We start from the raw sequence: 23334 nt of genomic DNA on the forward strand, positions 1-23334 counted from the left end.
CCAGCTCGGTGCCAGAAGTTGAGCGAACCAAACGAGCCGGGTAGCCCTCCGTCCGGCATTTTACGCGATGGGATATGTCAATGATTACCTGCCACCTGCGTTATGTGATCGATCCACACAAGCTTGCCGAGTTCGAGGAATATGCCCGGCTCTGGATTCCGATCGTCAACAGGATGGGCGGCACCCATCACGGTTATTTCCTGCCATCCGAAGGCGCCAACAACATTGCCGTGGCCTTGTTTTCCTTCCCAAGCCTTGCCGCCTACGAGGACTATCGCACACGCATGGCAAGCGATCCGGAATGTCAGGCCGCGTTTGAACTCGACAAACACAACCGCAGTATCGTCAGCTATGAACGCAGTTTCATGCGGCCCTTGCTCGGCTGATCGAACCGTGCACGACGGGAAATGAAAAGCCCCGCCCGGCTGGCGGGGCTTTTTCGTTCTGTCATGCGCTTAGCGGATCGCCTGGTCGTCTACATCGAAGCGATGCACGTGCGTCTGGTCCGGGGTCGCATAGACGATCTCGTCCGGTTCATACTGGTGCTCTCCGAAAAGACGCGCCGTCAGCAGGCCGCACTGATCGGATTCCAAATAGATGATCGTGTCGGCGCCGAGATGCTCGACATGCACGACCTTCGCAGCCCAAGTCCCCTGTTCGCGCGACAACGTCAGGTGTTCGGGACGCACGCCGATCGTCTTGGCGCTGTGATCGCCAACCTTCTCCGCCGCGATGAAATTCATCTGCGGCGAGCCGATGAAGCCGGCAACGAAGACATTGGCCGGACGATTGTAAAGCTCCATCGGCGAACCGATCTGCTCGATCGCGCCGGCATTCAGCACCACGATCTTGTCGGCAAGCGTCATCGCCTCGACCTGGTCGTGGGTGACGTAGATCATCGTCGCCTTCAGGCTGCGGTGCAGCCGGGCGATCTCGAGGCGGGTCTGGACGCGCAGCGCCGCATCGAGGTTCGACAGCGGTTCATCGAACAGGAAAAGCTCCGGTTCGCGCACGATGGCGCGGCCGATCGCGACGCGCTGGCGCTGGCCGCCGGAGAGCTCGGCCGGCCGCCGCGCCAGATAAGGTTCCAGCGACAGCATGCCGGATGCCTTACCGACGCGCTTCTCGATCTCGTCCTTGGCGGTGCCGGCCTGCTTGAGGCCAAGCCCCATATTGTCCTTGACCGTTAGATGCGGATAGAGCGCGTAAGACTGGAACACCATGGCGATGCCGCGCTTGGCCGGTGGCGTCAGCGTCTCATCGCGGCCGTTGATGACCACCGCGCCCGAGGTGACGTCCTCAAGGCCCGCAATACTGCGCAGCAGCGTCGACTTCCCACAGCCCGACGGCCCGACGAAGATGACGAATTCGCCGTCCTTGACTTCGAGGTCGATGCCTTTCAGCACTTCATGCGTGCCATAGGTCTTGCGGATGGATTTGAGTTGAAGCGATCCCACTGGTTTTCCCTTACAATCTGACCGGCTGGCCGGTACGCACGCTCTCGTCGGCGGCAAGGCAGATGCGCAGCGATGCCACTGCATCCGCCATATGGCGATCGAGGTTCAGATCCTCGCGGATCGCCCTCAGCATGAAGGCCTGTTCCAGGTCGCAGAGCGCCTGATGATCGGGCTCGCCCGTCATCCTCATGTCCTGGTCGGGCCGGATGAACTTGCCGTCAGGGCCGGTCTCGGCCGTGTGCAGACGGATCATCGACGTCTTGGTGTGGGTGTCGATGTCGTCCGATTTGGCGTTCGGATCCATGACGATCGACACCGCGCCCTTCGGCGACATCACATCCTTCACGAAGAAGGCGGTCTCCGAAATCATCGGCCCCCAGCCGGCCTCGTACCAGCCGACCGAGCCGTCCTCGAAAAGCACCTGCAGGTGACCGTAGTTGTACATATCGTCGGCAATCTCCTCCGACATGCGCAGCCCCATGCCGCGCACCTCGACGGCCCTGGCGTCGGTAATCTGACACATGACGTCGACATAATGCACGCCGCAATCGACGATCGGCGAAGTTGTGCGCATCAGCGACTTGTGAGTCGCCCAGGTCGGGCCACTGGACTGCTGGTTGAGGTTCATGCGGAAGACGTAAGGCGGGCCGAGCTTGCGCGCCTCTTCGATCAGCTTCATCCAGGAAGGGTGATGGCGAAGGATATAGCCGATCACCAGCTTGCGCCCCGCCTTCTCAGCCGCCGCCACGACACGCTCGGCATCGGCGACCGTGGTCGCCAGCGGCTTCTCCACGAAGACGTCGCAGCCGGCCTCGAAGGCGGCGACGGCATAGTCGGCATGGCTGTCGGAATAGGTGTTGATCGAGCAGAGGTCCGGCTTCAGCTCGGCGAGCGCCGTCATGAAGTCGGGATGGATCGTATAGGCCTGCAGCGCGGGCTCGAGCTGCGGCGTCGAGCGGTTGACGAGACCGACGATCTCGAAGCCTGGATTGTTGTGATAGGCGAGCGCATGGCTGCGGCCCATATTGCCGAGGCCGGCAACGAGGACACGGATCGGTTTTACGGTCACTTGACGGCTCCTGACGTGATGCCGCGGATCAGTTGCCGCGAGAAGATGACGTAAAGGACGAGGATCGGCAGGATCGCCAGCGACAGCGCCGCCAGGACCGCATTCCAGTTGGTGACGAACTGGCCGATGAAGATCTGCGAGCCGAGCGTGACCGTCTTCGTGGCCTCGGAAGGCGCCAGGATCAGCGGGAACCAGAGATCGTTCCAGATCGGGATCATGGTGAAGACGGCGACCGTCGCCATGGCGGGGCGCACCAGCGGCAGAACCAGGCGGAAGAAGATCGCATATTCGGAAAGCCCGTCGATGCGCCCGGCATTCTTGAGATCGTCCGAAACCGTGCGCATGAATTCCGACAGGATGAAGATCGCCAGCGGTATGCCCTGCGCGGTATAGACGAGGATCAGCGCCGTCAGCGTATTGACGAGGCCGGCCGCGACCATGCCCTGCAGGATCGCCACCGTGCCGAGACGGATCGGGATCATGATGCCGATCGCCATATAGAGCCCGAGCAGCGTATTGCCGCGGAAGCGATATTCCGAGAGCGCGAAGGCCGCCATGGCGCCGAAGAGCAGCACCAGCAGGATCGAGACGATCGTGACGATGAAGCTGTTCTGGAAATAGGTGGCGAAATCGCCCTGCCCCAGCACCGTCTGGTAGCCGACGAGGCTGAAGGTCGACGGCGTCGGGATCATCAGCGGCTCGCGGAAGATCGAGGCGCGATCCTTGAAGGAGTTGACGATGGTCAGAAACACCGGAAACAGCGCGACCAGCGTATAGGCGCTCAGCGCCAGATGCACGAGGCCGGTGCGGATGGGAGATGTGCGTGCCTTGGACATGCGCGCTCCTCAGAACTGGTAGCGACGCATGCGTCGCTGGATGACGAAGAGATAAAGCGAGACGCCGGCGAGGATGATGAGGAACATCACGGTGGCGATCGTCGCGCCCATCGAGCGGTCGCCGAGCTGAAGCTGGAAACCGAAGAAGGTGCGGTAGAGCAGCGTGCCGAGAATGTCGGTTGACATGTCGGGCCCGGCAAGCGCCCCCTGCACGGTATAGATCAGGTCGAAGGCGTTGAAATTGCCGACGAAGGTCAGGATCGAGATGATGCCGATCGCCGGCAGGATGAGCGGCAGCTTGATCTTCCAGAACTGTGCCCAGCCGGTGATGCCGTCGCATTCGGCTGCCTCGATCACCTCTTCGGGGATGCTGAGAAGCGCTGCATAGATCAGCATCATCGGAATGCCGATATATTGCCAGTTGGAGATCAGCGACACTGCAATCAGCGCCGGGCCGGACTGGCCAAGCCAGGGCGCGAACAGGAATTTCAGGCCGATGAGATCGAGCATCCAGGGCGCGACACCCCAGATCGGCGAAAGGATGAGTTTCCAGATGAAACCGACGATGACGAAAGAGAGCAGCGTCGGCAGAAACATCGCCGTGCGATAGAAGGCCACACCGCGCAGCTTCGGCACCGAAAGCAGGGCGGCAAGCGCCACGCCGATCGGGTTCTGCACGCACATGTGGATAGCAAAAAAGATCAGGTTGTTGACGAGCGCATTCCAGAAATCGCGCGCCCAGCGCGGATCGCCGAACAGCACTTTGAAATTCGCCAGTCCGACGAAGGCCGGCTGCCCGTCGACCGTATTGTAGAGCGAAAGCCGGAGCGTTTCGATGAGTGGCAGCACCATGACCGCGGAATAGACGATCAGGGCCGGCAGCATGAAGACGAAAATGTGCCAGCGCACCGGGCGCTTGATCGGAACGATATCGGCCGCGTTGTCGGTTTGGCTCATGGCTTTGCCCGTTCTAGTCGCCTGGCCGCAAGGCGCAGCGCAGATGGATACGTTGCGCCTCACCCTCACCTTCTCTCCCTATACGAGAAGGAACGCGCCCTGCTGGGATGTCATGTCGGGCTGGGAGGTCGCTGCGAGTCTCCCTCTCCCCGCAAGCGGGGAGAGGGTGGCCGGCAGGCCGGATGAGGGGCTGCAAACGCCGCCCCTGATCACATCACTTGGCCGGCTTGTACCAGCTGTCGAGGCCCTTCTGGAGCTTCTCGGCAGCAACCGCCGGCGTATCCGTGCCGTTGATCACGTTGGCCGATTCGACCCAGGTCTCGTTTTCGAGGTTCGGCGTGCCGCGCGACAGGATCTGGTAGGTCGAGCGCACGGTCGACTTGTACGGGCCCCGCCAGGAAACGAATTCCTGAGCCAGCGGATCGGACATCTTGACCGGGGTGGAGTTCAGGCTGAAGAAGCCCGGCAGGGAGTTCGCGTAGATGTCGGCGAACTCGGGCGAAGCGACCCAGCTCAAGAACTTCTTGGCTTCTTCGGCATGCTTGCTCTTGGCATTCAGAGCGACGCCGATATCCGGATGGTCGGAGATATAGCCGGTGTCACCGGCCTTCGGAACCGGCGGCGGGAAGGCGCCCATCTTGAACTGCGCCTGCGTGTTGAAGAGCGCAATTTCCCAGGAACCGGCCGGATAGATGGCGGCGCGGCCGAGCGTGAAGAGGTTCTGGCTGTCCGAATAGGTCTGGGCTTCGAAACCGTCGCCGAGATAGGGCTTCCACTTGGCAAGCTCTTCATAGGGCTTGACCCAGTCGGCATCGGTCAGCTTCTGCTTGCCTGATATCAGGGCTTCGCGGCCTTCCTCACCCTTCCAGTAGTTCGGGCCGATGTTCTGGTAGCCCATGGTGGCGGCTTCCCAGAGGTCCTTCGTGCCCATGGCGAGCGGAATATAGGTGCCGTCGGCCTTGATCTTGTCGAGGGCTGCGAAGAACTCGTCTTCCGTCTTCGGAATGGAAATACCGAGCTTGTCGAAGGCATCCTTGTTGTAGATGAAGCCATGGATGACCGAAGCCATCGGCACGCAGAAGGTCGACTTGCCGTCGTCGGTCGACCAGGCGGCCTTGGCGACCGGAGAGAAGTTCTCCATGCCGGGCAGGCTGGTGATGTCGACGAGCTGCTTCTTGTTGAAGAGTTCGAGCGATGCGTCGAACGGACGGCAGGTGATGATATCGCCTGCGGAGCCGGCATCGAGCTTGGCGTTCAGCGAAGCATTATATTCGGTCGGCGCGGTCGGCGAGAAGACGATCTTGATACCCGGGTTCTTGGCTTCGAAAGCCGGGATGATCTTCTCCTGCCAGATTTGCAGGTCGTCGTTACGCCAGCTTTCGACCGTCAGCGTGACGTCGGCGGCATGGACGAGACCTGCCGACGTCAGTAGGCTTGAGGCAAGCAGGAAGCTTTTCAGAGCAGTGTTTTTCATTTCCCTCTCCTGTTTTCAGGCGCCGGAAGGCGCCGTTTTCGATCTGAAACAAGCAGTTGGCGTGTCTGAGGAAACACCCCAATGCCCCTTGGAGGGCCGTCAGCGGCTGCCGACCCCGAAAGCTCGATGGGACGCAAAGGCGGATCGCCTGCGGCCGGACTATGCGCCTTGCCGATGACCTGCACCGGACGCGCCGAAATGATGGGAAAGCCGATGACGCCTGAATTCCACTACCGCCCCGACAGGCCGGCGGCATTCTGGCAATCATTCCCGAAGCGGTTCCGGCTTGGCTGTGCTGCCGGTTTTCGTGGGCTTCGAAATGCTGTTCCCTTTTGTCGAATTAAGGCCAAAAAAATACCAATTGTCCAGCCGAATTTAACTTTTTCGCCGCCAAAAATTCATTAAAAAATTTTATCAAGCAAAATCAATATGATAAAAAGGTACATTTTCTCAATCATTCCCACTTGGTAAATGGTATTTTTTTGGTATTGTATTCAAAACATGTGGGAACGGCGTATTCGGAGGTCCGATGACGGAGCTTGCAATCGGCATAGATGGCGGCGGAACGAGTTGCCGGGCCGCAGTGGCGGACAGGAGCGGCAATGTCATCGGTCGCGGCAGATCAGGCCCCGCCAACATCCTGTCAGATCTCGAAAACTCTCTTTTCAACATCGTCGAATCCGCCCGCTATGCGCTGCGCGATGCGGGGCTCGACGCTGAAGCGATTTCCTCCGTTGTATCAGTCGTCGGTGTCGCCGGCGCCAATGTCACGGATTACGGCCAGCGAATCGAAAAGGCCCTGCCCTTTGCCGAAGGCCGCGTCGTCACCGATGCGCTGATCGCGCTACAAGGCGCGCTCGGCGATGCCGACGGCATCGTCGGCGCCTTCGGCACCGGCTCGGTCTACAATGCCCGTAGAGATGGCCGGCTGAATGGCATCGGCGGCTGGGGCTTCGTCGTCGGCGACCAGGCGAGCGGCGCCCGCCTCGGCCGCGACCTTATGGAACGCTCGCTCCTCGCCCATGACCAGGTGCGTCCGGCATCGCCGATGACCGAGGCGGTCATGGCGGAATACGGCAACGACCCCGAGCGCATCGTCGAATTCGCCCATTCGGCACGGCCGACGGATTTCGCCCGTTACGCGCCTGTTGTCTTCGAACATGCCGCCAAGGGTGATGCCGTTGCGGCCGGCATCGTCACCGATGCGGCGACGGCGATCGGCGAAAGCCTTGAAGCACTGCTATGGTCCGAATGCCCGTCGATCTGCCTGCTCGGTGGCCTTGCGGGAGCCTATGAGCCGTGGCTTTCCGAACGCTACAGGTCACGGCTTGCCAAGCCGAAGGGAGATGCCCTGCAGGGTGCGGTGGAACTTGCGGTCAAGCTTCTGAACGATCAGCAGAGAGGTGCGGCATGACCGACGATCTCGCCACAATCCTGTCGCTGGAACGCCTGCAGGCGGCCGGCACCGGCCCGCTCTATGTCAAGCTGCGCCGCACGCTCGAAGAAGCCGTGCGCACAGGCACCCTCGGCCATGGCGACGCGCTGCCGCCGGAGCGCGACATCGCCGAACTTGCCGCCGTCAGCCGGGTCACCGTACGCAAGGCGATCGACGAACTCGTCGCCGACGGCCTGCTGGTGCGCCGCCACGGCTCGGGCACCTTCGTCGCCAAGCCGGTCTCCAAGGTCGAGCAGCGCCTGTCGCAGCTCACCTCCTTCACCGAAGACATGGCGCGCCGCGGCATGTCCTCGCGCTCCGAATGGCTGCATAAGGGCATCCACACCCCCTCGCCCGACGAGATGATGATCCTCGGCCTCGCCGCCGACGTAAAGGTTTCGCGCCTCTCCCGTCTGCGCATCGCCGACGACCAGCCGCTGGCGATCGAAAATGCCAGCGTCTCCGGCGAATTCCTGCCGGATCCGGCGGCGGTCACCAATTCGCTCTATGCCGAACTCGAACGCCTCCAGGTCCGACCCGTGCGCGCCGTGCAGCGCATTTCGGCGACCAATATGAAGGAAGCCGACGCCCAGCTTCTCGGCGTCCCCGTCGGCGCCGCCGGCCTGTCGATCGAGCGCATTTCCTACCTCGGCTCCGGCCGCGCCGTGGAATTCACCCGCTCGCTCTATCGCGGCGACGCTTATGACTTTGTCGCGGAGCTGACGATCGCGGTCACGTAGACCTTACCAGAAGCGGGCAATCCAAAGGTCGCGTCCGCTAAGTTCGTCGAAGATCATGTCGGCGGAGATGATTGGTATACCATTATGCATGGCGGTTGCCGCAAGCAGCCGGTCGAAGGGATCTCGATGCTGCCACTCTATGACAGCAGCGGTCAAACATATATCCGGCGTCAGCGCGGCGGTAACGCCGCCCTGTTCATGCAACAGATCTGCGAGCCGCTCGATGAAAGGCTCCATCTCCGGCCATTTGCCAAGACGAACCTTCTGCCCAATTTCAAACAGGGATATTGGACTGACGAGAATAATCTCCGCCTTTTCGATCAAAGCAATCGCCTTGGCCGAGAGCCGCTCGTCGCCGGTCAGCGACCATGCCCAGGCATGGGTGTCGAGCAGAAGCGAATTCACTCGGCCCCTTCCCAGGATGCAAGTTCGCCCTCATCCATGGGTTCGAAAAAGTCCGGCCCACGTCCAACAACCTGCCCTTTGAGCAGGCCGACTTTAAAGGAAGGCTGCACAATCGGAATGATCTTCACGACAGGTTTGCGCCCCTTGGCAATCACCACCTCCTCACCGGAAAGAGCGGCGTCGATCAATTTCGACAGATTGGTCTTTGCGGCATGGATCGTAACCTGCATCGCGGCCCTCATTAGCTAACTTAGCTAATGATATCATTTCACCTCGCATTCTGCCATCAAATTCAAAGGATGTGAAATCGAGCGAATTGTTAAGCCACATCAATATCATAAAGTCGGAAAGTGAATCACCTCCCGGCTTTTCCGCGCATTGAATCAATCTCTGAGTTTGCCGCCTTAAGCGACGAGGATGACTCGGCCATCAGGCCGCGTCGTCGATTTCCTCATCCGCCTTGCGCGGCACGTAGTTCAGCACCGGTCCGAGCCAGCGTTCGACTTCGGAAACCTCCATGCCCTTGCGCTTGGCATAGTCTTGCACCTGGTCCCGCTCCACCTTGGCGACGCCGAAATAGTAGGAGTCGGGGTGGCCGATATAGAGGCCGGAGACCGAGGAACCCGGCCACATCGCATAGCTCTCCGTCAGCTTCACACCGGCCGCTTTTTCAGCGTCGAGCAGCTTGAAGAGTGTTGCCTTTTCGGTGTGATCGGGCTGTGCGGGATAACCCGGCGCCGGGCGAATACCGGCATAGGCTTCGGTGATGAGATCCTCGTTGCTGAGCGTCTCGTCCTTGGCATAACCCCAATAGTCGCGACGCACCTGCTCATGCATGCGCTCGGCAAAAGCTTCGGCGAAGCGGTCGGCGAGCGCCTTGACGAGGATCGAGGAATAATCGTCGTTGGCGCGTTCGAAGCGCTCGGCGATGGCGATTTCCTCGATGCCGGCCGTGACCACGAAGCCGCCGACATAATCCTTTACACCGCTTGTGACAGGCGCGACGAAGTCGGAGAGCGCAACGTTCGGTCGCCCGTCCCGCTTCGAAAGCTGCTGGCGCAGCGTATAGAAGGTCTCGAGTTCCTGTTTGCGGCTTTCGTCCGTGAACAGGCGGATATCGTCGCCGACGGCGCCGGCCGGCCAGAAGCCGATGACGGCGCGCGGGCGGAACCACTTCTCGTCGATGATCTTCTTCAGCATGCTCTGCGCATCGGCCCAGAGCGCACGCGCCGCCTCGCCCTGCTTCTCGTCCTCGAGAATGGCGGGGTAACGGCCGCGCAGTTCCCAGGTCTGGAAGAACGGCGTCCAGTCGATGTATCTGGCAAGCTCGGCGAGATCGTAATCCTCGAACACCTGCGTGCCGAAGAATTGCGGCTTGGTCGGCTGGTAGGCCGACCAGTCGACCTTATGGGCATTCTCACGGGCTCGCGGTAGCGGCAGGCGCACCTTCTCGGCTTCGCTGCGCGCATGGGCGGCCGCCACCTTGGCATATTCGGCTCTGATATCATCAACATAGCTCTGGCGCGTTTCCGGCGAGAGCAGCGCGGAGACGACGCCGACGGCGCGGCTGGCATCGGTGACGTAGACCGTCTGCCCCTTGTTGTAGCCCGGATGGATCTTCACGGCCGTATGCACGCGGCTGGTCGTCGCCCCGCCGATCAGCAATGGGATCTCGAAACCCTGCCGCTCCATCTCGGCGGCGACATGCACCATCTCGTCGAGCGACGGCGTGATCAGGCCCGAAAGACCGATGACATCGACCTTTTCGGCGATCGCCGTTTCGAGGATCTTCGTCGCCGGCACCATGACGCCGAGGTCGACGATCTCGTAATTGTTGCAGGCCAGCACGACGCCGACGATGTTCTTGCCGATATCGTGCACATCGCCCTTGACGGTCGCCATCAGGATCTTGCCGGCCGACTGGCGCTCTTCGCCGCCATTGAGGCGCTTTTCCTCTTCCATGTAAGGCAGCAGCACGGCGACCGCCTGCTTCATGACGCGCGCCGACTTCACCACCTGCGGCAGGAACATCTTGCCCGAGCCGAAGAGGTCGCCGACGACGTTCATGCCGGCCATCAGCGGGCCCTCGATGACATGCAGCGGCCGGGCGGCCTGCTGGCGCGCCTCCTCGGTATCGGCTTCGATATATTCGGTGATGCCGTTGACCAGCGCATGTTCGAGACGCTTCTCGACGCTCCATTCGCGCCAGGAGAGATCCTGGACACGGCCTTCCCTGGCGCCGGCGCCGCGGAAACGCTCGGCCACTTCGAGCAGCCGCTCGGTGGCTTCGGGGCGGCGGTTCAGCACCACGTCCTCGCAGGCCTGGCGCAATTCGGGATCGATATTGTCGTAGACCGCCAGCTGGCCGGCATTGACGATGCCCATGTCCATGCCCGCCTGGATGGCGTGGTAGAGGAACACGGCATGCATCGCTTCGCGCACCGGCTCGTTGCCGCGGAACGAGAAGGACAGGTTGGAAACGCCGCCGGAGATATGCACGAGCGGCATGCGCTCACGGATCGTCCGCGTCGCCTCGATGAAATCGACGCCGTAATTATTGTGCTCTTCGATGCCGGTCGCGACCGCGAAGATGTTCGGGTCGAAGATGATGTCCTCGGGCGGGAAGCCGATCTTCTCGGTCAGCAGCTTGTAGGCGCGCGTGCAAATTTCCACCTTGCGCTCATAGCTGTCCGCCTGTCCCGTCTCGTCGAAGGCCATGACGACGACGGCGGCACCATAATTGTGCAGCAGCCGCGCCTGGGCGAGGAAATTTTCCTCGCCTTCCTTCAGCGAGATCGAGTTGACGATCGGCTTGCCCTGGACGCGCTTCAGGCCGGATTCGATGATCGAGAATTTCGACGAGTCGATCATCACGGGCACACGGGCAATGTCAGGCTCGGCGGCGATCAGGTTGAGGAACTCGACCATCGCCTTTTCGGAATCGATCAGGCCCTCGTCCATGTTGATGTCGATCACCTGCGCGCCGTTCTCGACCTGGTCGCGGGCGACATCGAGCGCTGCCGTGTAATCGGCATTGGTGATCAGCTTGCGGAACTTCGCCGAGCCGGTGACGTTGGTGCGCTCGCCGACGTTGACGAAGGGAATGTCCTTGGTCAGTTCGAAGGGTTCGAGACCCGACAGCGACATGAAGGGGCGATGCTCAGGGATCGGCCGCGGCTTGTATTTCGCCACGGTCTCGGCAATCGCCCGGATATGTTCCGGCGTCGAACCGCAGCAGCCACCGACGATATTGACCAGGCCTTCGCGGGCGAAGCTGTCGATCTGCGCCGCCATCAGCTCCGGCGTTTCGTCATACTGGCCGAATTCGTTCGGCAGGCCGGCATTCGGATAGGCGCAAATGAAGGTGTCAGCGACGCCCGAAAGCTCCTGCAGATGCGGGCGCATCGCATTGGCGCCGAGCGCGCAGTTGAGGCCGATCGTGAACGGGTTGGCATGACGCACCGAGTTCCAGAAGGCCGACGGCGTCTGGCCGGAGAGCGTGCGGCCGGAAAGATCGGTGATCGTGCCGGAGATCATCACCGGCAGGCGCACGCCTTTGGCCGCGAAGCGCTCCTCGCAGGCGAAAATCGCCGCCTTGGCGTTCAGCGTGTCGAAAATCGTCTCGATGAGGATGATGTCGGCGCCGCCGTCGATCAGCCCGTCGATCTGCTCGCCATAGGCGTCGCGCAGATCGTCGAAAGTGACGGCACGGAAACCGGGATTGTTGACGTCGGGCGAGATCGAGGCGGTGCGGTTGGTCGGCCCGATGGCGCCGGCAACGAAGCGGCGGCGGCCGTCCTCGCGTTCGGCGCGCTGGGCTGCCCGGCGGACGATCTCGGCGCCTTCCTTGTTGAGGTCGTAGACCGCGCCTTCCATCTCGTAATCGGCCTGCGCGATGCGGGTCGAGGAGAAGGTGTTGGTCTCGAGAATATCGGCGCCGGCCTTGGCGTATTTGTAATGGATCTCTTCGATCGCATCCGGCTGGGTCAGGATCAGAAGGTCGTTATTGCCCTTCTGGTGACAGGCGCAGCCGATGAAGCGCGTGCCGCGGAACTGGTCTTCGTCATAGCCGAGCCCTTGGATCTGCGTACCCATGGCGCCGTCGAGGACAAGGATGCGCTCGCTCGCGGCTTGTTTCAAAGCCGCGAAAACTTCGCTGCCGTCACGCTTGCCCGTTTCCGGACCAAAGAGGGTGTCAAACACGGGAGGGCTCCTTGACGTCGTAAGACCAGACTTCCAAATCACATAAAGATATCTTTATGTCAATATATGGCTAGTGATTTCGTGCTTTGCAAACCTTCGCCGATGACAGGTTCACTCGACCTCTATATAGGCGTTTGCGACGTTTGTGCACGAAATCGGAGGAGCATCATGGCACCCACAACCGGCAACGCCGTGCTTGGAAACTGGACGACCCACGCCTATCATCGCGGCTGGCTGCTCAACCAGGCGAACGGCCTCTTCGATTTCTTCCAGCACAATTCGGTCAACCCCAAGGGCGGCTTCTACGATCTCGACGATCAAGGCAGGCCGCTCGACGCCGAGGGCCAGGTGCGCGGCATCCATATTGCGGCGCGCGCCGTGCACTGCTTCTCGATCGGCGCCCTGCTCGGCCGCCCGGGGGCTGGCGATCTCGTCGACCACGGCATGGACTATCTCTGGAACCACCATCGCGACCGGAAAAACGGCGGCTATTTCTGGTCGCTTAACAATGACGGTCCGGTCGATTCCAACAAGCAGGGTTATGGCCATGCCTTCGTGCTGCTCGCCGCCTCCTCCGCAAAAACCATCGGCCATCCGCTGGCCGACGGCATGCTCGACGATATCACCGAGATCCTGACCACCAAGTTCTGGGAAGCCAAGCACGGCGCGATCGCCGAGGAATTCACCGCCGACTGGCAGCCGCTCGACGGCGGCGCCTATCGCGGCCAGAACTCTAACATGCACCTGACCGAAGCGCTGATGGCGGCCTTCGAAGCCACCGGCGACAAACACTATCTGACCAAGGCCGAAAGCATCGCCGATCTCGTCATCCGCCGGGCAGCCGGTTCGGTCGACTGGCGCGTTGCCGAGCATTTCGACGCCGAATGGACCCTCGACAAGACTTATTATCACCCGAATGAAATGTTCCGCCCGGCCGGCACGACGCCCGGCCACTGGCTGGAATGGGCCCGCCTGATCCTGCAGCTCTGGGCGCTCGGCGGTAAACGCATCGAATGGATGCCGGATGCTGCCAAGGCGCTGTTTGCCCAATCCATGGCGCTCGGCTGGGACAACGACAGGGGCGGCTTCTTCTACACGCTCGACTGGGACGACAAGCCCGCCAAGCGCAACAAGCTCTGGTGGCCGGCCTGCGAAGGTGCGGCTGCCGCACATTTCCTCAACGAGCACCTGCCGAGCGATTTCCACGAGGAGAGCTACCGCAAGATCTGGAACGTGATCGAACGCGCCTTCATCGACCACAAGAACGGCGGCTGGCACGAAGAACTGACGGAAGATCTCGTGCCCTCGCACTCGCTGTTCCCCGGCAAGGGCGACATCTACCACGCCCTGCAGGCCTGCCTCATCCCGCTCTTCCCGGCCACCGGCAGCCTGACGAAGGGCATCGCCGAGGCCGGCGGCAAGCTCTGAGGTTCAGTAGCCCGGCGCCGGCAGTTCGGCGCTCGGGTTGCGCTGGAACCATTCGACATCCTCGTTGACGCGGTCGAGGTCGTCCTGCACGTAGCGCTGGTCGCGGCGAATGTCGTGCATATCGTCTTCCAGATCCTCGATCCGCCGGCGCAGTTCCGAGCGGTCGCCGTCCTTGGCATCCTTCAGCTTGTCGGAAAGCTCATCGATCTCAGTCTCCTTGGAGCTATAATCGTTCTGCATCGAGGTCAGGCGCTCCTGCAGCCCGTGCTGCTTGCTGCCGAGGTTGAAGCCGCGCAGGAAGCCCGACGCGGCTTCCGGTGGGCAGACATTGGCGTAACCGCTGCCCGCCTGGCCGTGTGCAAGCCCGCTGAGCGGCGTGCAGTAGCGCACCAGGCCGGTCTGGTACCCCTGAAACCAGATTGTCTGGTCGGGCACGATCTTGACCCGCTCGCAGGATTTCGCATGTGCGGCGAAACGCTGTTGCGGCTCGTAACCCGCCGCCCCGTCACTCTCGCCGATCACCCGCCAGTCGGCGGCGACACATTCCTCCTTGGACAGCGTGTTGCAGGAGACAAGGAAAAGGCCGAAGCCGACAGTGGCGGCAAGCGCAAAGAACAGGCGGATCATGGCGTCCCGGGTAAAATGAGGAGTGCAATGACCGCAGCTTAGCCGCAGGACAAGCCCGCGTCACCGGAGCGGTGACACGATTTTGCAGTTTTCATGGCTTTTTTCTGTCAAAATTACGGCGAAAGCGACGATGTCAGAGCAACCGCATCACAGCGGTGGGGCAAGCCGCAGCGTATCCAGATCCTTCGCCAGCATCAGCGCCAGCGCCTCGACGGCGAGATTGTGGTCGTCGCGCTGCGGCAGGCCGGAGACGGTGACGGCGCCGATGCAGCCGGTGCCCTTGACGTTGATCGGAAAACTGCCGCCATGCGGCGCATAGTCGGCGCCATCAAGCCCGTTATCCTCAACCGTCTTGCCGTCCTTCTGCAGCTTCAGGCCGGAGGCATAGCTGCTGCGGAAATAACGCAGCACCATGTTGCGCTTGCGGCGGACCCAGTTGACGTTGTCGGGCGTAACACCTGGCAATGCCGCGTAAAAGACCGGCATCGAATGCAGGGTCACATCGATCGCAATGCCGAGGCCGCGCTCGGTGGCGAGTTCCTGCAGGAGCTTGCCGAGCTGCCATGCCGTCGTCAGGTCGAAAGCGTCGAAGCTCAGCGCCTTCTCCTGCTCCGCGATCCGGCTGAGATCGTTCTCGATTGTCATGGGTAAGCGCTCCTCTGCCGCGATAATCCGTGCAGACCATTCGCGCGGGAGCCGAAAAAGTAAAGCAAAAACTTGGACCTATGGCCTATCCCACCCGTCAGAGCTTCGGCGTCAGCATCTCGAAACGGTCGCGGATGGTGGCGCAGGTGTCGCCGCCGAGCCTCGCAATCGCATCGACCGCGGCCGGATCGACATGCAGCCTTTCCGGATCGACGACGCCGTCGCGGTAATGCGCATAAACGATCTCGCCCATGACGATCTGCCGCGAGCGTCCGAGCTCCAGCGTCACATGCCGCCGGCATTCGAAGGCGGCCGGCGCCTCGGCGATCCAGGGCGAAGCCACCTTCTCGCCCGGCATCGCGGTCAACCCCGCCTCCTTCAGCTCGTCGACGCCGCGCGGATATCTGGCGCCGCAGACATGCATCGCCTCGGCGATGGCAAAGGAGACGATGTTGACGGTGAAGACCTCGGTCATGCGGATATTGTGACCGGTGTCCTTGAACGACATATCGGCATTGTTCTCGACCCCGATCGCCAGGATCGGCGGATCGGCCGACAGGCAGTTGAAGAAGCTGAAGGGTGCGGCGTTGATCCGGCCATGCTCATCGACCGTCGTCACCAGCGCGATCGGCCGCGGAATGATCGTGCCGATCATCAGCTTGTAACGCTCGCGCTCCGAAAGCTGCGTGAAGTCGAAGGAAATGGCCATGGGTCAGCCGAGCTGCCCAGCCGGCGAGAAGGGGTTCATCGCGCCGGTAAAAGGTTTCGGCAGCGGCGAGGCATAGGAGCCGCGCTTGCTGGTGGAAAGCCCGAGCGATACCAGCGCTTCCGCCTGCTTGACGGCGGCCGCGACGCCGTCGACAACAGGCACGCCATAGATCTCCTGCAACTCGCGCGCCAGATCGGTCATGCCGGCGCAGCCGAGCACGATCGCCTCGGCGCCGTCTTCTGAAAGCGCCCGCTCGATCTCGGCCCTGAGCTTGCCGATCGCGCCCGAGGCCGCATCTTCCAGCTCCAGCACCGGGATGTCGGAGGCGCGCACCTTGGCGCGCTCACCCATGCCGTAGCGGCGTACGAGATTGTCGATCAGCACCCGTGACCGCTCCAGCGTCGTCACCACGGTGAAGCGCTGCGCCAGGAAGCCCGCCGTGACCACGGCGGATTCGCAAAGCCCGAGGATCGGCACATCGGCAAAGCTTCGTGCCGCCTCGAGCCCGGTATCGTCGAAGCAGGCGATAACAGCCGCGTCATAGCCCACCGCCTGCCGCTCCCTGAGTTCTGAGAGCAGACCGGGGATCGCCAGCGCGCCGTCGTAATGTCCCTCGATGGAAACCGGCCCCATGCGCGAGGTGGCGGCGATGATCTCCGTGCCGGCGGCTGCCACCGCGCGCGCGGCGGTCGCGGCCTTCTCAGTCATGGAGGCCGTGGTGTTCGGATTGACGATGAGAATGCGCATATCAGTTGATCTTTGCCTGCCGCCGGCTGAGCATCGTCATGATGCCGAGCGCGATGAGAATGATGGTGAACGAAAACAGCGTCGTCACCGTGCCGAGGGCATAGAGCACCGGCGTCGTCACGTTGGTCGTCATGCCGTAGATTTCGAGCGGCAGCGTATTGTAGCTGCCCGATGTCATCAATGTGCGCGCGAATTCGTCATAGGAAAGCGTGAAACCGAACAGGCCGACGCCGATCAGGCTCGGCGCGATCATCGGCAGCACGACATGGCGGAACGTCTGCCAGGAGCTGGCGCCGAGGTCGCGCGCCGCCTCTTCATAGGCCGGCGAAAAGCGGTTGAAGACGGCAAACATGATCAGCACGCCGAAGGGCAGCGTCCAGGTGAGATGCGCGCCGAAGGCCGACGAATACCAGGCGGGCTTCAGCCCTCCCTCCTGGAAGACGACGCCGATCCCGAGCGAGATGATGATCGACGGCACGACAAGGCTTGCGACGGTGGCGTAGAACAGCGCGGTCGAACCTGGGAAACGGCGGCGGAAGGCAAGGCCGGCGAGCAGCGAAACGACGACCGTCACCACCATCACCATCAGCCCGAGAGTGAAGGAACGACGGAAGGAAGCGCCGAAATCGCCGACCGCCTGCTTCTCGAACAGGTTGAAGAACCAGTGCGTGGAAACGCCGTTCATCGGGAAGGTCAGGCCGCCATCCGGCCCCTGGAAGGACAGGATCAGGATCGCCGAAAGCGGGCCGTAGAGGAACAGCACGAAGATGAAGAAGAAGATCGCCAGCAGGTAGAATTCGAGGCCGCGTTTTTCGTGGTTCATCTCAAAGCTCCTTGCGGATGTCGACGACGCGCAGAATGGCCGCGACCATCAAAAGCACGACGGCGAGCAGCACCACGGCGTTGGCCGCAGCCGCCGGATATTGCAGCAGCGACATCTGGTTCTTCATCATCAGCGCCACCGAGGCGCTCTGGCCGCCGGACATCACCTGCACCGTCGAAAAGTCGGCCATCACGAGTGTCACCACGAAGATCGTACCGATCGCCATGCCGGGTTTGGCGAGCGGAATGACCACGTTCCACAGCACCTGCCAGCCCGAGGCGCCGGCATCGCGCGCCGCCTCGAACAGCGACCGGTCGATGCGCATCAGCGTGTTGAAGATCGGCGTCACCATGAACAGCGTATAGAGATGCACCATGGCGAGCACGACGGCGAAATCGGAATAGAGCAGCCATTCGATCGGCTGCGGAATGATGCCCATCTTGATCAGCGCCGAATTGACAAGGCCGTTGCGACCGAGCACCGGGATCCACGAGATCATGCGGATAATGTTCGAGGTCATGAACGGCACGGTGCAGACGAGGAAGAGGATCATCTGCGTCGAGGTCCTGCGGATGTGGAAGGCCAGGAAATAGGCAACCCAGAATCCGATGACGAGCGTCAGCGACCAGACGATGGCGGTGAATTTCAGCGTGTTGAGATAGGTCTTCCATGTCACCCACGAACCGAGCGTATCGGTGTAGTTCATGGTGAGAAAATCGGGATAGAGACCGGCGAAATCATAGTCCCAGAAGCTGACGACTGATATCATCGCAATCGGCAGCAGGAAGAAGAAGCCGAGGATGACGAACAGCGGCGTCGCCTGGAGATAGGAGATCGCGGATGGGGAAAGCCTCAGTCCACGCCCGCCGCGCGCGCCATGGCCGTCCTCTTCCGTTTCCGCCGCGATGGTGGCCATATTCGCTTTCTCCGTTCTGATTACGTCGGGCGGGACGCCTGCCGGCACCTTTGCCTGGGTCGAGCCACTGGTCTCGCCCCGTCCTTCGGCCCCCTGCTGGGGAGAAGAGAATCGCGGCGGCGCCTGGGCCACCGCGAACCTTGCTTTTTGGCAGCGAGACTGAGAAGTCCCCTCCCCAACCCTCCCCACGAGGGGGAGGGAGTTTCACTGCCGCACCGCCTCCGGACTCCCTCCCCTTGTGGGGAGGGTTAGGGAGGGGAAAAATGGCAGTCGCCTTAGGCCGCGATGAACTCGTTCCAGCGGCGGACCATGTAGCGGTCCTCGTCCATGACGGAGTTCCAGCAGGCAACCGCGCCCATGCGGGCTTCGAAGGAACCGCCGTCGCGGACCGCACCGGCCTTCTCCATGACCTTGCCTTCAGGAGACAGAATGTCACCGGTCGCAGCCTTGCCTTCGATCCAGTAGCCCCATTCGTCTGCCGTCATGAAGTTCTTGGCGGTCTCCATGCAGGCGGAATAGTAGCCCTGGCGGTTGAGGTAGCCGCCGACCCAGCCTGACGTGTACCAGTTGATGTATTCGTAAGCCGCATCGAGCTGCGCGCCCTTGAGGTGCGAGGCAAGGCCGAGGCCGCCGCCCCAGGCGCGGTAGCCTTCCTTGAGTGGCTGGAAGGTGCAGGCGATGCCCTTGGAGCGAACGGCGGCGACAGCCGGCGACCACATGGACTGGATGACGACTTCGCCCGAGGCCATCAGGTTGACGCTTTCGTCGAAGCTCTTCCAGAAAGCGCGGAACTGGCCGTCGCCCTTGGTCTTGATCAGGAAGTCGATCGTCTTGTCGATTTCGTCCTTCGTCATGTTGCCCTTGTCGGCATATTTGATCTTGCCGGCGGCTTCCATGATCATAGCCGCATCCATGATGCCGATCGACGGGATGTTGAGGATCGCGGTCTTGCCCTTGAAAGCCGGATCGAGAATATCGGCCCAGCTGGTGATCGGACGGCCGGTGAGGTCGGGGCGGATGCCGAGCGTATCGGCATTGTAGATGGTGGGAACCATCGTCATCCACTGCGTCGGCTCCTTGGCGAACTTCTTGGAACCTTGCGCCTCAACGAAGCCGACCGTGTGCGGCGCCGTGCCCTGGGCAATCACGCTATCTGCCTTCAGCTTGCCGTTGATGAACAGCGGCACGATCTTATCGTAATATTTCAGCTTCTTGACGTCCATCGGCTGCAGCGCGCCTGTTGGAAACACCTTCTTGGCGATCCAGTATTCGATGTCGGCAATGTCGTAGCTGTCGGGCTGGGTGACGGCGCGCTGGGCGGCGGCGTCGGAATCGGTCGCCGTCATCTCCAGCGTGATGCCGAGATCGGCTTTGCACTTCTCGGCAATGGCATTGATGTTGGAGACGCCGGTGCCGAACTGGCGAAGCGTGATGTTGGTCTTCGCCCAGATGGTGGGAAAGCCGGTGATGGCGCCGGAGCCGGCGATGGCGCCGACGGCGGCAGCACCCGTCTTCAGCAGCGTGCGGCGGGAGAGACCCTTCTCCGCCTTGGTCGATGTTGTCTCAGTCGTCATGTCAGTTCCCCTTTTCTTGATATAGAAGGTTCATGGTTCTTGATGGTGATGGTCTATGCGGAAGGTCGGCCGAGAAGCACTGCATCTTCAGGCGCCCAGCTGAGCGAAACGGCGTCGCCGACGGCAACCGGCCGAGCGAAATAGTCGCTGTCGTCGGCGATGACCGTGAAGTCGTCGCTGCCGGCGCCGAGAACGGTGATCTTCACGGAGGAGCCGCGATATTCGATGTTGGAGACGACGCCATCGAAGCCGAGCGTCCATTCGGTTGCCACCTGCAGCCGCACCCGGTCGGTGCGGATGCCGATATCGACGGGCTCGCCGACCGCCCTGCCCGTCCCGCGCACGGAAAAGCTCTGCCCCTCCGGCACCGTCATGACGAGCACGCCGTTCTCGCTTGAGGTCACCCGGCCTGACAGCACGTTGTGATCGCCCATGAAGCGGGCGACAAAGGCGGTTGCCGGCTTCTCGAAGACCTCGCGCGGGGCTGCCGCCTGCTCGATCCGGCCGTCATTCATGATGACGATGATATCGGCAAGCGCCATCGCCTCTTCCTGGCTGTGGGTGACATGCACGAAGGTGATGCCGAGCGACTTCTGTAGTTTCTTTAGTTCGGCGCGCATGCGGATCTTCAGGAACGGATCGAGCGCCGACAGCGGCTCGTCGAGCAGCAGCGCCTCCGGATCGGTGATCAGCGCGCGCGCCAGCGCCACACGCTGCTGCTGGCCGCCGGAAAGCTGGGCCGGGCGCCTGTCGGCATAAGGCTCCATCTGCATCAGCTTCAGCATCTCGAGCGCCTTGGCCCGCCGCTCGGCCTTGTCGACGCCTTTCATCTTCAGGCTGAAGGCGACGTTATCGATCAGATCGAGATGCGGGAACAGCGCATAGGACTGAAACATCATCGCCGTGCCGCGCCTGGCCGGCGGAAAATCGGTGACGACGACATTGCCGAGCCTGATATCGCCCGACGAGATGCTTTCGTGGCCGGCAATCATGCGCAGCGTCGAGGTCTTGCCGCAGCCCGACGGCCCGAGGAAGCAGCAATAGGAGCCGGCCGGAATCTTCAAGCTGATCGCCTGGACCGCGGTCGTCGCCCCATAGACCTTAGAAACAGATACTATATCGATCTCTGCCGCTTTCGACATCATGCCTTCCCCTGTTCGGACAAAACGATGCATCTGCCGTGCCAACTCCGCGGCGGAGCCAAAACCCTTATGAATCTGGGATGTCCACGGCTAGAGATGCGAGTGGGCAAATTATAGGCGCAATGATGTCTGCACATGATTTAGGCTATTGTCTGCGATTAATGCAAATGATCGTATACAATTTACGCGCTGCTTCGAGCACAAATTCCGTTTAACTTTTTCGGGGAAGCCGGATATGGTTTGCCGATCACCAGGAAATTGATTTTCATGAAATCCGTTGCCAAGGCCACGCAGGCCGAAGACTCCGCCGAAACCAGCGCACAACTGATCCGTGATTCCATTCGCGAGGCAATCGTCGAGCGCAGGCTTTCGCCGGGCACCAAACTTTCGGAAAACGATGTCGGCAACCTCTTCAACGTCAGCCGCACGCTAGCCCGCGCCGCACTGCAGGCGCTCTCCTATGAAGGCCTCGTCAGCGTCGAAAAGAACCGCGGGGCCTTCGTCGCCTACCCCTCGCCCGATGAGGCCCGGCAGATCTTTGCCGCCCGCCGCCTGGTCGAACCTGGCATATTGCGCGAGGCGGCGGCACGAATGACACCCGGTGACATCAGCCAGCTGAAACAGCTTCTGCTGGAAGAAGGCCGCCTGATGAGCGAGCGCGGCCAGACGGCACGGCGCGCCGAGATCAAGGCATCAGGCGATTTCCATCTGAGGCTGGCGGAAATCTCCGGCAATGCGATCATGCAGCGCTTCATGGAAGAGCTCGTCGCCCGCTCGTCGTTGGTGATCGCGCTCTACGGCCAGTCGACCGTATCGAGCTGCGGCCATTCCGAACACGGCGACATCATTGCGGCGATCGAAAATGACGAACTCGACCGCGCCTGCCGGCTGATGCTGCATCACATCGCCCATATCGAGGCCGACCTCGACCTGCGTGAACGCAAGAGCCTCGGCCTCAAGGAAGCCTTCGAACTTTAAAGCTGAAAAAGGGCGGGTGCCGCCTTCGCTGCCCGCCCTATCGATTCAACGGACATCCCAAATATTACCACGGCGTCTTCTTCGGCAGCACCTCGAAGGCCGCGAAGATGTCCTCCGCACTCATCGGCTCGCTGGAGCGCAGCTTCACCCGTCCGTCACGCCCGATCAGGATCAGCCCGAATTCGCCGGACGGCGGCCCTTGGAGCCGCTCCCGGATATCATCGGCATCGAGGTCCCAGTCGTCGTCGAACAGCGCAAACGCGCCGCCGCCGGCGATGCTGAACACCTCGACGTCCTCCTCGATGAGGCGCATATGCGCCTTGCGCAGCCATTCGTCCTGAATGTCGGCGCGGTCGTCCTGCGCGTCGGCGAAGATGATCAGCACCCGCTTCCTGTCGCGGAACTGCTCAAGCGATTGCGGAAGCTCAGGCTCGCGCCTGGGCGTGCCGATGAGTTCATGAACGATGGATTTCAGCATGGCATTCATTCCTCGCCCGTCTCTGGCGGCGGGCTGTGCATGCCGAATTAAACGGCTGGGAATGAGCGAGGTTCCGCCGGCAAGCGGAAAAGGATCGCAGCCATGGCCGCGATCCTCACTTTGTCAGTCGCGGCTCTGGTCTTCGGCCGCGTGGGCCGAAACAGCGACGAGATCGGCCGTGCCGTTGGCAAGAAGGCGCTTGCGCACCAGCACGCGCATGACGCGCGCCGCCGTCGAGAAAGTCATCTGGTCGAGCGGGCCTTCGCCTTCCCACGGCTTGGTCAGCCGTTCGGTGACCGCGCCGACGATATTCATCGGCACGATGTCGGTGCACGTACGCATGGCTTCGAAAACGAAGCTGATGGGGATGACCCGTCCTTCGTGCGTGACGATCGGCTCGGTCAATTCGCTGTCCCATTCCTCGAAGGCGTAAAGTGCTTCGCGAAACAGCTGCTGGAGGTTAAACGGCGCGTGGCCGTCATGAAGTGGCGGCAGGGCATTCATCATGTCTGTCTCCTCTTGATGGGTTGAAGCCAAAGTCCTCCGGTATCGGTCGCGCCAACGCGGGGAACGAGCGATTTGCTGCCCCTGCGAACCGATTAACACTTTGATTCTATAGAGTAACGCGCCGGGGTAAAGCCCATTTATCGGCCATCTTGGAAGCTAATTCCATAACACGCTGATATTCTTG

The 23334-nt window shown here is 61.6% G+C and carries 24 protein-coding genes; 6 read left to right on the forward strand and 18 right to left on the reverse strand.

Going from position 1 to position 23334, the window contains the following annotated elements; all coding sequences use genetic code 11:
* The first annotated feature begins 80 nt into the window (after positions 1-80).
* Positions 81-386, forward strand: a complete 306-nt coding sequence (locus PO860_RS13695) for an NIPSNAP family protein (RefSeq protein ID WP_183608142.1) — start codon at positions 81-83, stop codon at positions 384-386.
* A 69-nt stretch (positions 387-455) separates the two neighbouring features.
* On the opposite strand, the gene PO860_RS13700 is transcribed toward PO860_RS13695, so the two are convergent.
* From PO860_RS13700 to PO860_RS13720, 5 genes are all read right to left on the reverse strand, one after another.
* Entirely contained in the window at positions 456-1457 is a 1002-nt protein-coding gene (locus PO860_RS13700) for an ABC transporter ATP-binding protein (protein WP_273884263.1), read from the reverse strand.
* A gap of 10 nt (positions 1458-1467) precedes the next feature.
* Complete coding sequence (locus tag PO860_RS13705; protein WP_430523306.1) at positions 1468-2481, reverse strand: Gfo/Idh/MocA family protein; 1014 nt, start codon at positions 2479-2481, stop codon at positions 1468-1470.
* A 41-nt stretch (positions 2482-2522) separates the two neighbouring features.
* Complete coding sequence (locus PO860_RS13710) at positions 2523-3362, reverse strand: carbohydrate ABC transporter permease (protein ID WP_028755805.1); 840 nt, start codon at positions 3360-3362, stop codon at positions 2523-2525.
* Positions 3363-3371: 9 nt separating this feature from the next.
* Entirely contained in the window at positions 3372-4319 is a 948-nt protein-coding gene (locus tag PO860_RS13715; protein WP_273881135.1) for a carbohydrate ABC transporter permease, read from the reverse strand.
* 214 nt (positions 4320-4533) lie between these two features.
* On the reverse strand, positions 4534-5793 hold the full coding sequence (locus tag PO860_RS13720) for an ABC transporter substrate-binding protein (RefSeq protein WP_183608138.1): 1260 nt from the start codon (positions 5791-5793) through the stop codon (positions 4534-4536).
* 126 nt (positions 5794-5919) lie between these two features.
* Between PO860_RS13720 and PO860_RS13725 the strand changes: the two genes are divergently transcribed.
* From PO860_RS13725 to PO860_RS13735, 3 genes are all read left to right on the forward strand, one after another.
* Positions 5920-6198, forward strand: a complete 279-nt coding sequence (locus tag PO860_RS13725) for a hypothetical protein (protein WP_183608137.1) — start codon at positions 5920-5922, stop codon at positions 6196-6198.
* A gap of 124 nt (positions 6199-6322) precedes the next feature.
* Positions 6323-7207, forward strand: a complete 885-nt coding sequence (locus tag PO860_RS13730) for a glucosamine kinase nucleotide-binding domain-containing protein (RefSeq protein ID WP_272782052.1) — start codon at positions 6323-6325, stop codon at positions 7205-7207.
* Positions 7204-7968, forward strand: coding sequence for a GntR family transcriptional regulator (locus tag PO860_RS13735; RefSeq protein ID WP_183608135.1), 765 nt, complete (start codon positions 7204-7206; stop codon positions 7966-7968). The genes PO860_RS13730 and PO860_RS13735 overlap by 4 nt, the downstream gene beginning before the upstream one ends.
* A 3-nt stretch (positions 7969-7971) precedes the next feature.
* Here the strand turns inward: PO860_RS13735 and PO860_RS13740 are convergent, their stop codons facing one another.
* The 3 genes from PO860_RS13740 to metH form a co-directional block, all read right to left on the reverse strand.
* A complete protein-coding gene (locus tag PO860_RS13740) occupies positions 7972-8373 on the reverse strand; it encodes a type II toxin-antitoxin system VapC family toxin (RefSeq protein ID WP_183608134.1) in 402 nt (133 codons plus the stop codon).
* Positions 8370-8603 carry a type II toxin-antitoxin system Phd/YefM family antitoxin gene (locus tag PO860_RS13745; protein ID WP_183608133.1) on the reverse strand — a complete coding sequence of 78 codons (234 nt, stop codon included), beginning with the start codon at positions 8601-8603 and terminating at the stop codon, positions 8370-8372. The genes PO860_RS13740 and PO860_RS13745 overlap by 4 nt, the downstream gene beginning before the upstream one ends.
* Positions 8604-8802: 199 nt before the next feature.
* Positions 8803-12576: a methionine synthase gene (metH, locus tag PO860_RS13750; protein WP_183608132.1), complete on the reverse strand. Its 3774-nt coding sequence runs from the start codon at positions 12574-12576 to the stop codon at positions 8803-8805.
* A 168-nt stretch (positions 12577-12744) separates the two neighbouring features.
* Here metH and PO860_RS13755 point away from each other — a divergent pair, with 168 nt between their 5' ends.
* Entirely contained in the window at positions 12745-14004 is a 1260-nt protein-coding gene (locus tag PO860_RS13755) for an AGE family epimerase/isomerase (RefSeq protein WP_183608131.1), read from the forward strand.
* Between the two features lie 3 nt (positions 14005-14007).
* On the opposite strand, the gene PO860_RS13760 is transcribed toward PO860_RS13755, so the two are convergent.
* From PO860_RS13760 to PO860_RS13795, 8 genes are all read right to left on the reverse strand, one after another.
* Positions 14008-14631 (reverse strand): DUF2799 domain-containing protein, encoded by a 624-nt coding sequence (locus tag PO860_RS13760; protein ID WP_273884267.1) that lies wholly within the window; start codon positions 14629-14631, stop codon positions 14008-14010.
* 147 nt (positions 14632-14778) lie between these two features.
* The gene (locus PO860_RS13765) at positions 14779-15276 is read right to left on the reverse strand and encodes a heme-degrading domain-containing protein (protein ID WP_028756352.1); all 498 of its coding nucleotides are present in this window, start codon (positions 15274-15276) and stop codon (positions 14779-14781) included.
* 97 nt (positions 15277-15373) lie between these two features.
* Positions 15374-15985, reverse strand: a complete 612-nt coding sequence (locus PO860_RS13770; protein WP_183608129.1) for a flavin reductase family protein — start codon at positions 15983-15985, stop codon at positions 15374-15376.
* Between the two features lie 3 nt (positions 15986-15988).
* The gene (locus PO860_RS13775) at positions 15989-16732 is read right to left on the reverse strand and encodes an aspartate/glutamate racemase family protein (RefSeq protein ID WP_183608128.1); all 744 of its coding nucleotides are present in this window, start codon (positions 16730-16732) and stop codon (positions 15989-15991) included.
* Position 16733: 1 nt separating this feature from the next.
* Complete coding sequence (locus PO860_RS13780) at positions 16734-17555, reverse strand: ABC transporter permease (protein ID WP_183608127.1); 822 nt, start codon at positions 17553-17555, stop codon at positions 16734-16736.
* Position 17556: 1 nt separating this feature from the next.
* Positions 17557-18471 (reverse strand): ABC transporter permease, encoded by a 915-nt coding sequence (locus PO860_RS13785; protein ID WP_183608126.1) that lies wholly within the window; start codon positions 18469-18471, stop codon positions 17557-17559.
* 275 nt (positions 18472-18746) lie between these two features.
* Complete coding sequence (locus PO860_RS13790; protein ID WP_183608125.1) at positions 18747-20045, reverse strand: ABC transporter substrate-binding protein; 1299 nt, start codon at positions 20043-20045, stop codon at positions 18747-18749.
* A gap of 53 nt (positions 20046-20098) precedes the next feature.
* Complete coding sequence (locus PO860_RS13795) at positions 20099-21187, reverse strand: ABC transporter ATP-binding protein (protein WP_275038333.1); 1089 nt, start codon at positions 21185-21187, stop codon at positions 20099-20101.
* 267 nt (positions 21188-21454) lie between these two features.
* Between PO860_RS13795 and PO860_RS13800 the strand changes: the two genes are divergently transcribed.
* Positions 21455-22165 (forward strand): GntR family transcriptional regulator, encoded by a 711-nt coding sequence (locus tag PO860_RS13800; RefSeq protein ID WP_183608123.1) that lies wholly within the window; start codon positions 21455-21457, stop codon positions 22163-22165.
* 64 nt (positions 22166-22229) lie between these two features.
* Here PO860_RS13800 and PO860_RS13805 read toward each other — a convergent pair whose 3' ends face one another.
* Both PO860_RS13805 and PO860_RS13810 read right to left on the reverse strand, forming a co-directional pair.
* Positions 22230-22643 (reverse strand): DUF4174 domain-containing protein, encoded by a 414-nt coding sequence (locus PO860_RS13805; protein ID WP_183608122.1) that lies wholly within the window; start codon positions 22641-22643, stop codon positions 22230-22232.
* 123 nt (positions 22644-22766) lie between these two features.
* Positions 22767-23150, reverse strand: a complete 384-nt coding sequence (locus tag PO860_RS13810; RefSeq protein WP_097620834.1) for a BRA0787 family protein — start codon at positions 23148-23150, stop codon at positions 22767-22769.
* Positions 23151-23334 lie beyond the last annotated feature (184 nt).

Source organism: Rhizobium binxianense (assembly GCF_028994275.1).
GTDB classification, from domain to species: domain Bacteria; phylum Pseudomonadota; class Alphaproteobacteria; order Rhizobiales; family Rhizobiaceae; genus Rhizobium; species Rhizobium binxianense.

Coding starts and splice junctions, on each gene's coding strand:
- PO860_RS13810 (WP_097620834.1), bottom strand. CDS start 23,150: ATGATGAATGCCCTGCCGCCACTTCATGACGGCCACGCGCCGTTTAAC.
- PO860_RS13695 (WP_183608142.1), top strand. CDS start 81: ATGATTACCTGCCACCTGCGTTATGTGATCGATCCACACAAGCTTGCC.
- PO860_RS13745 (WP_183608133.1), bottom strand. CDS start 8,603: ATGCAGGTTACGATCCATGCCGCAAAGACCAATCTGTCGAAATTGATC.
- PO860_RS13795 (WP_275038333.1), bottom strand. CDS start 21,187: ATGTCGAAAGCGGCAGAGATCGATATAGTATCTGTTTCTAAGGTCTAT.
- PO860_RS13800 (WP_183608123.1), top strand. CDS start 21,455: ATGAAATCCGTTGCCAAGGCCACGCAGGCCGAAGACTCCGCCGAAACC.
- PO860_RS13730 (WP_272782052.1), top strand. CDS start 6,323: ATGACGGAGCTTGCAATCGGCATAGATGGCGGCGGAACGAGTTGCCGG.
- PO860_RS13725 (WP_183608137.1), top strand. CDS start 5,920: ATGGGACGCAAAGGCGGATCGCCTGCGGCCGGACTATGCGCCTTGCCG.
- PO860_RS13775 (WP_183608128.1), bottom strand. CDS start 16,732: ATGCGCATTCTCATCGTCAATCCGAACACCACGGCCTCCATGACTGAG.
- PO860_RS13760 (WP_273884267.1), bottom strand. CDS start 14,631: ATGATCCGCCTGTTCTTTGCGCTTGCCGCCACTGTCGGCTTCGGCCTT.
- PO860_RS13715 (WP_273881135.1), bottom strand. CDS start 4,319: ATGAGCCAAACCGACAACGCGGCCGATATCGTTCCGATCAAGCGCCCG.
- PO860_RS13720 (WP_183608138.1), bottom strand. CDS start 5,793: ATGAAAAACACTGCTCTGAAAAGCTTCCTGCTTGCCTCAAGCCTACTG.
- PO860_RS13785 (WP_183608126.1), bottom strand. CDS start 18,471: ATGGCCACCATCGCGGCGGAAACGGAAGAGGACGGCCATGGCGCGCGC.
- PO860_RS13710 (WP_028755805.1), bottom strand. CDS start 3,362: ATGTCCAAGGCACGCACATCTCCCATCCGCACCGGCCTCGTGCATCTG.
- PO860_RS13805 (WP_183608122.1), bottom strand. CDS start 22,643: ATGCTGAAATCCATCGTTCATGAACTCATCGGCACGCCCAGGCGCGAG.
- PO860_RS13765 (WP_028756352.1), bottom strand. CDS start 15,276: ATGACAATCGAGAACGATCTCAGCCGGATCGCGGAGCAGGAGAAGGCG.
- PO860_RS13755 (WP_183608131.1), top strand. CDS start 12,745: ATGGCACCCACAACCGGCAACGCCGTGCTTGGAAACTGGACGACCCAC.
- PO860_RS13705 (WP_430523306.1), bottom strand. CDS start 2,481: ATGGGCCGCAGCCATGCGCTCGCCTATCACAACAATCCAGGCTTCGAG.
- PO860_RS13770 (WP_183608129.1), bottom strand. CDS start 15,985: ATGGCCATTTCCTTCGACTTCACGCAGCTTTCGGAGCGCGAGCGTTAC.
- PO860_RS13735 (WP_183608135.1), top strand. CDS start 7,204: ATGACCGACGATCTCGCCACAATCCTGTCGCTGGAACGCCTGCAGGCG.
- PO860_RS13780 (WP_183608127.1), bottom strand. CDS start 17,555: ATGAACCACGAAAAACGCGGCCTCGAATTCTACCTGCTGGCGATCTTC.
- PO860_RS13790 (WP_183608125.1), bottom strand. CDS start 20,045: ATGACGACTGAGACAACATCGACCAAGGCGGAGAAGGGTCTCTCCCGC.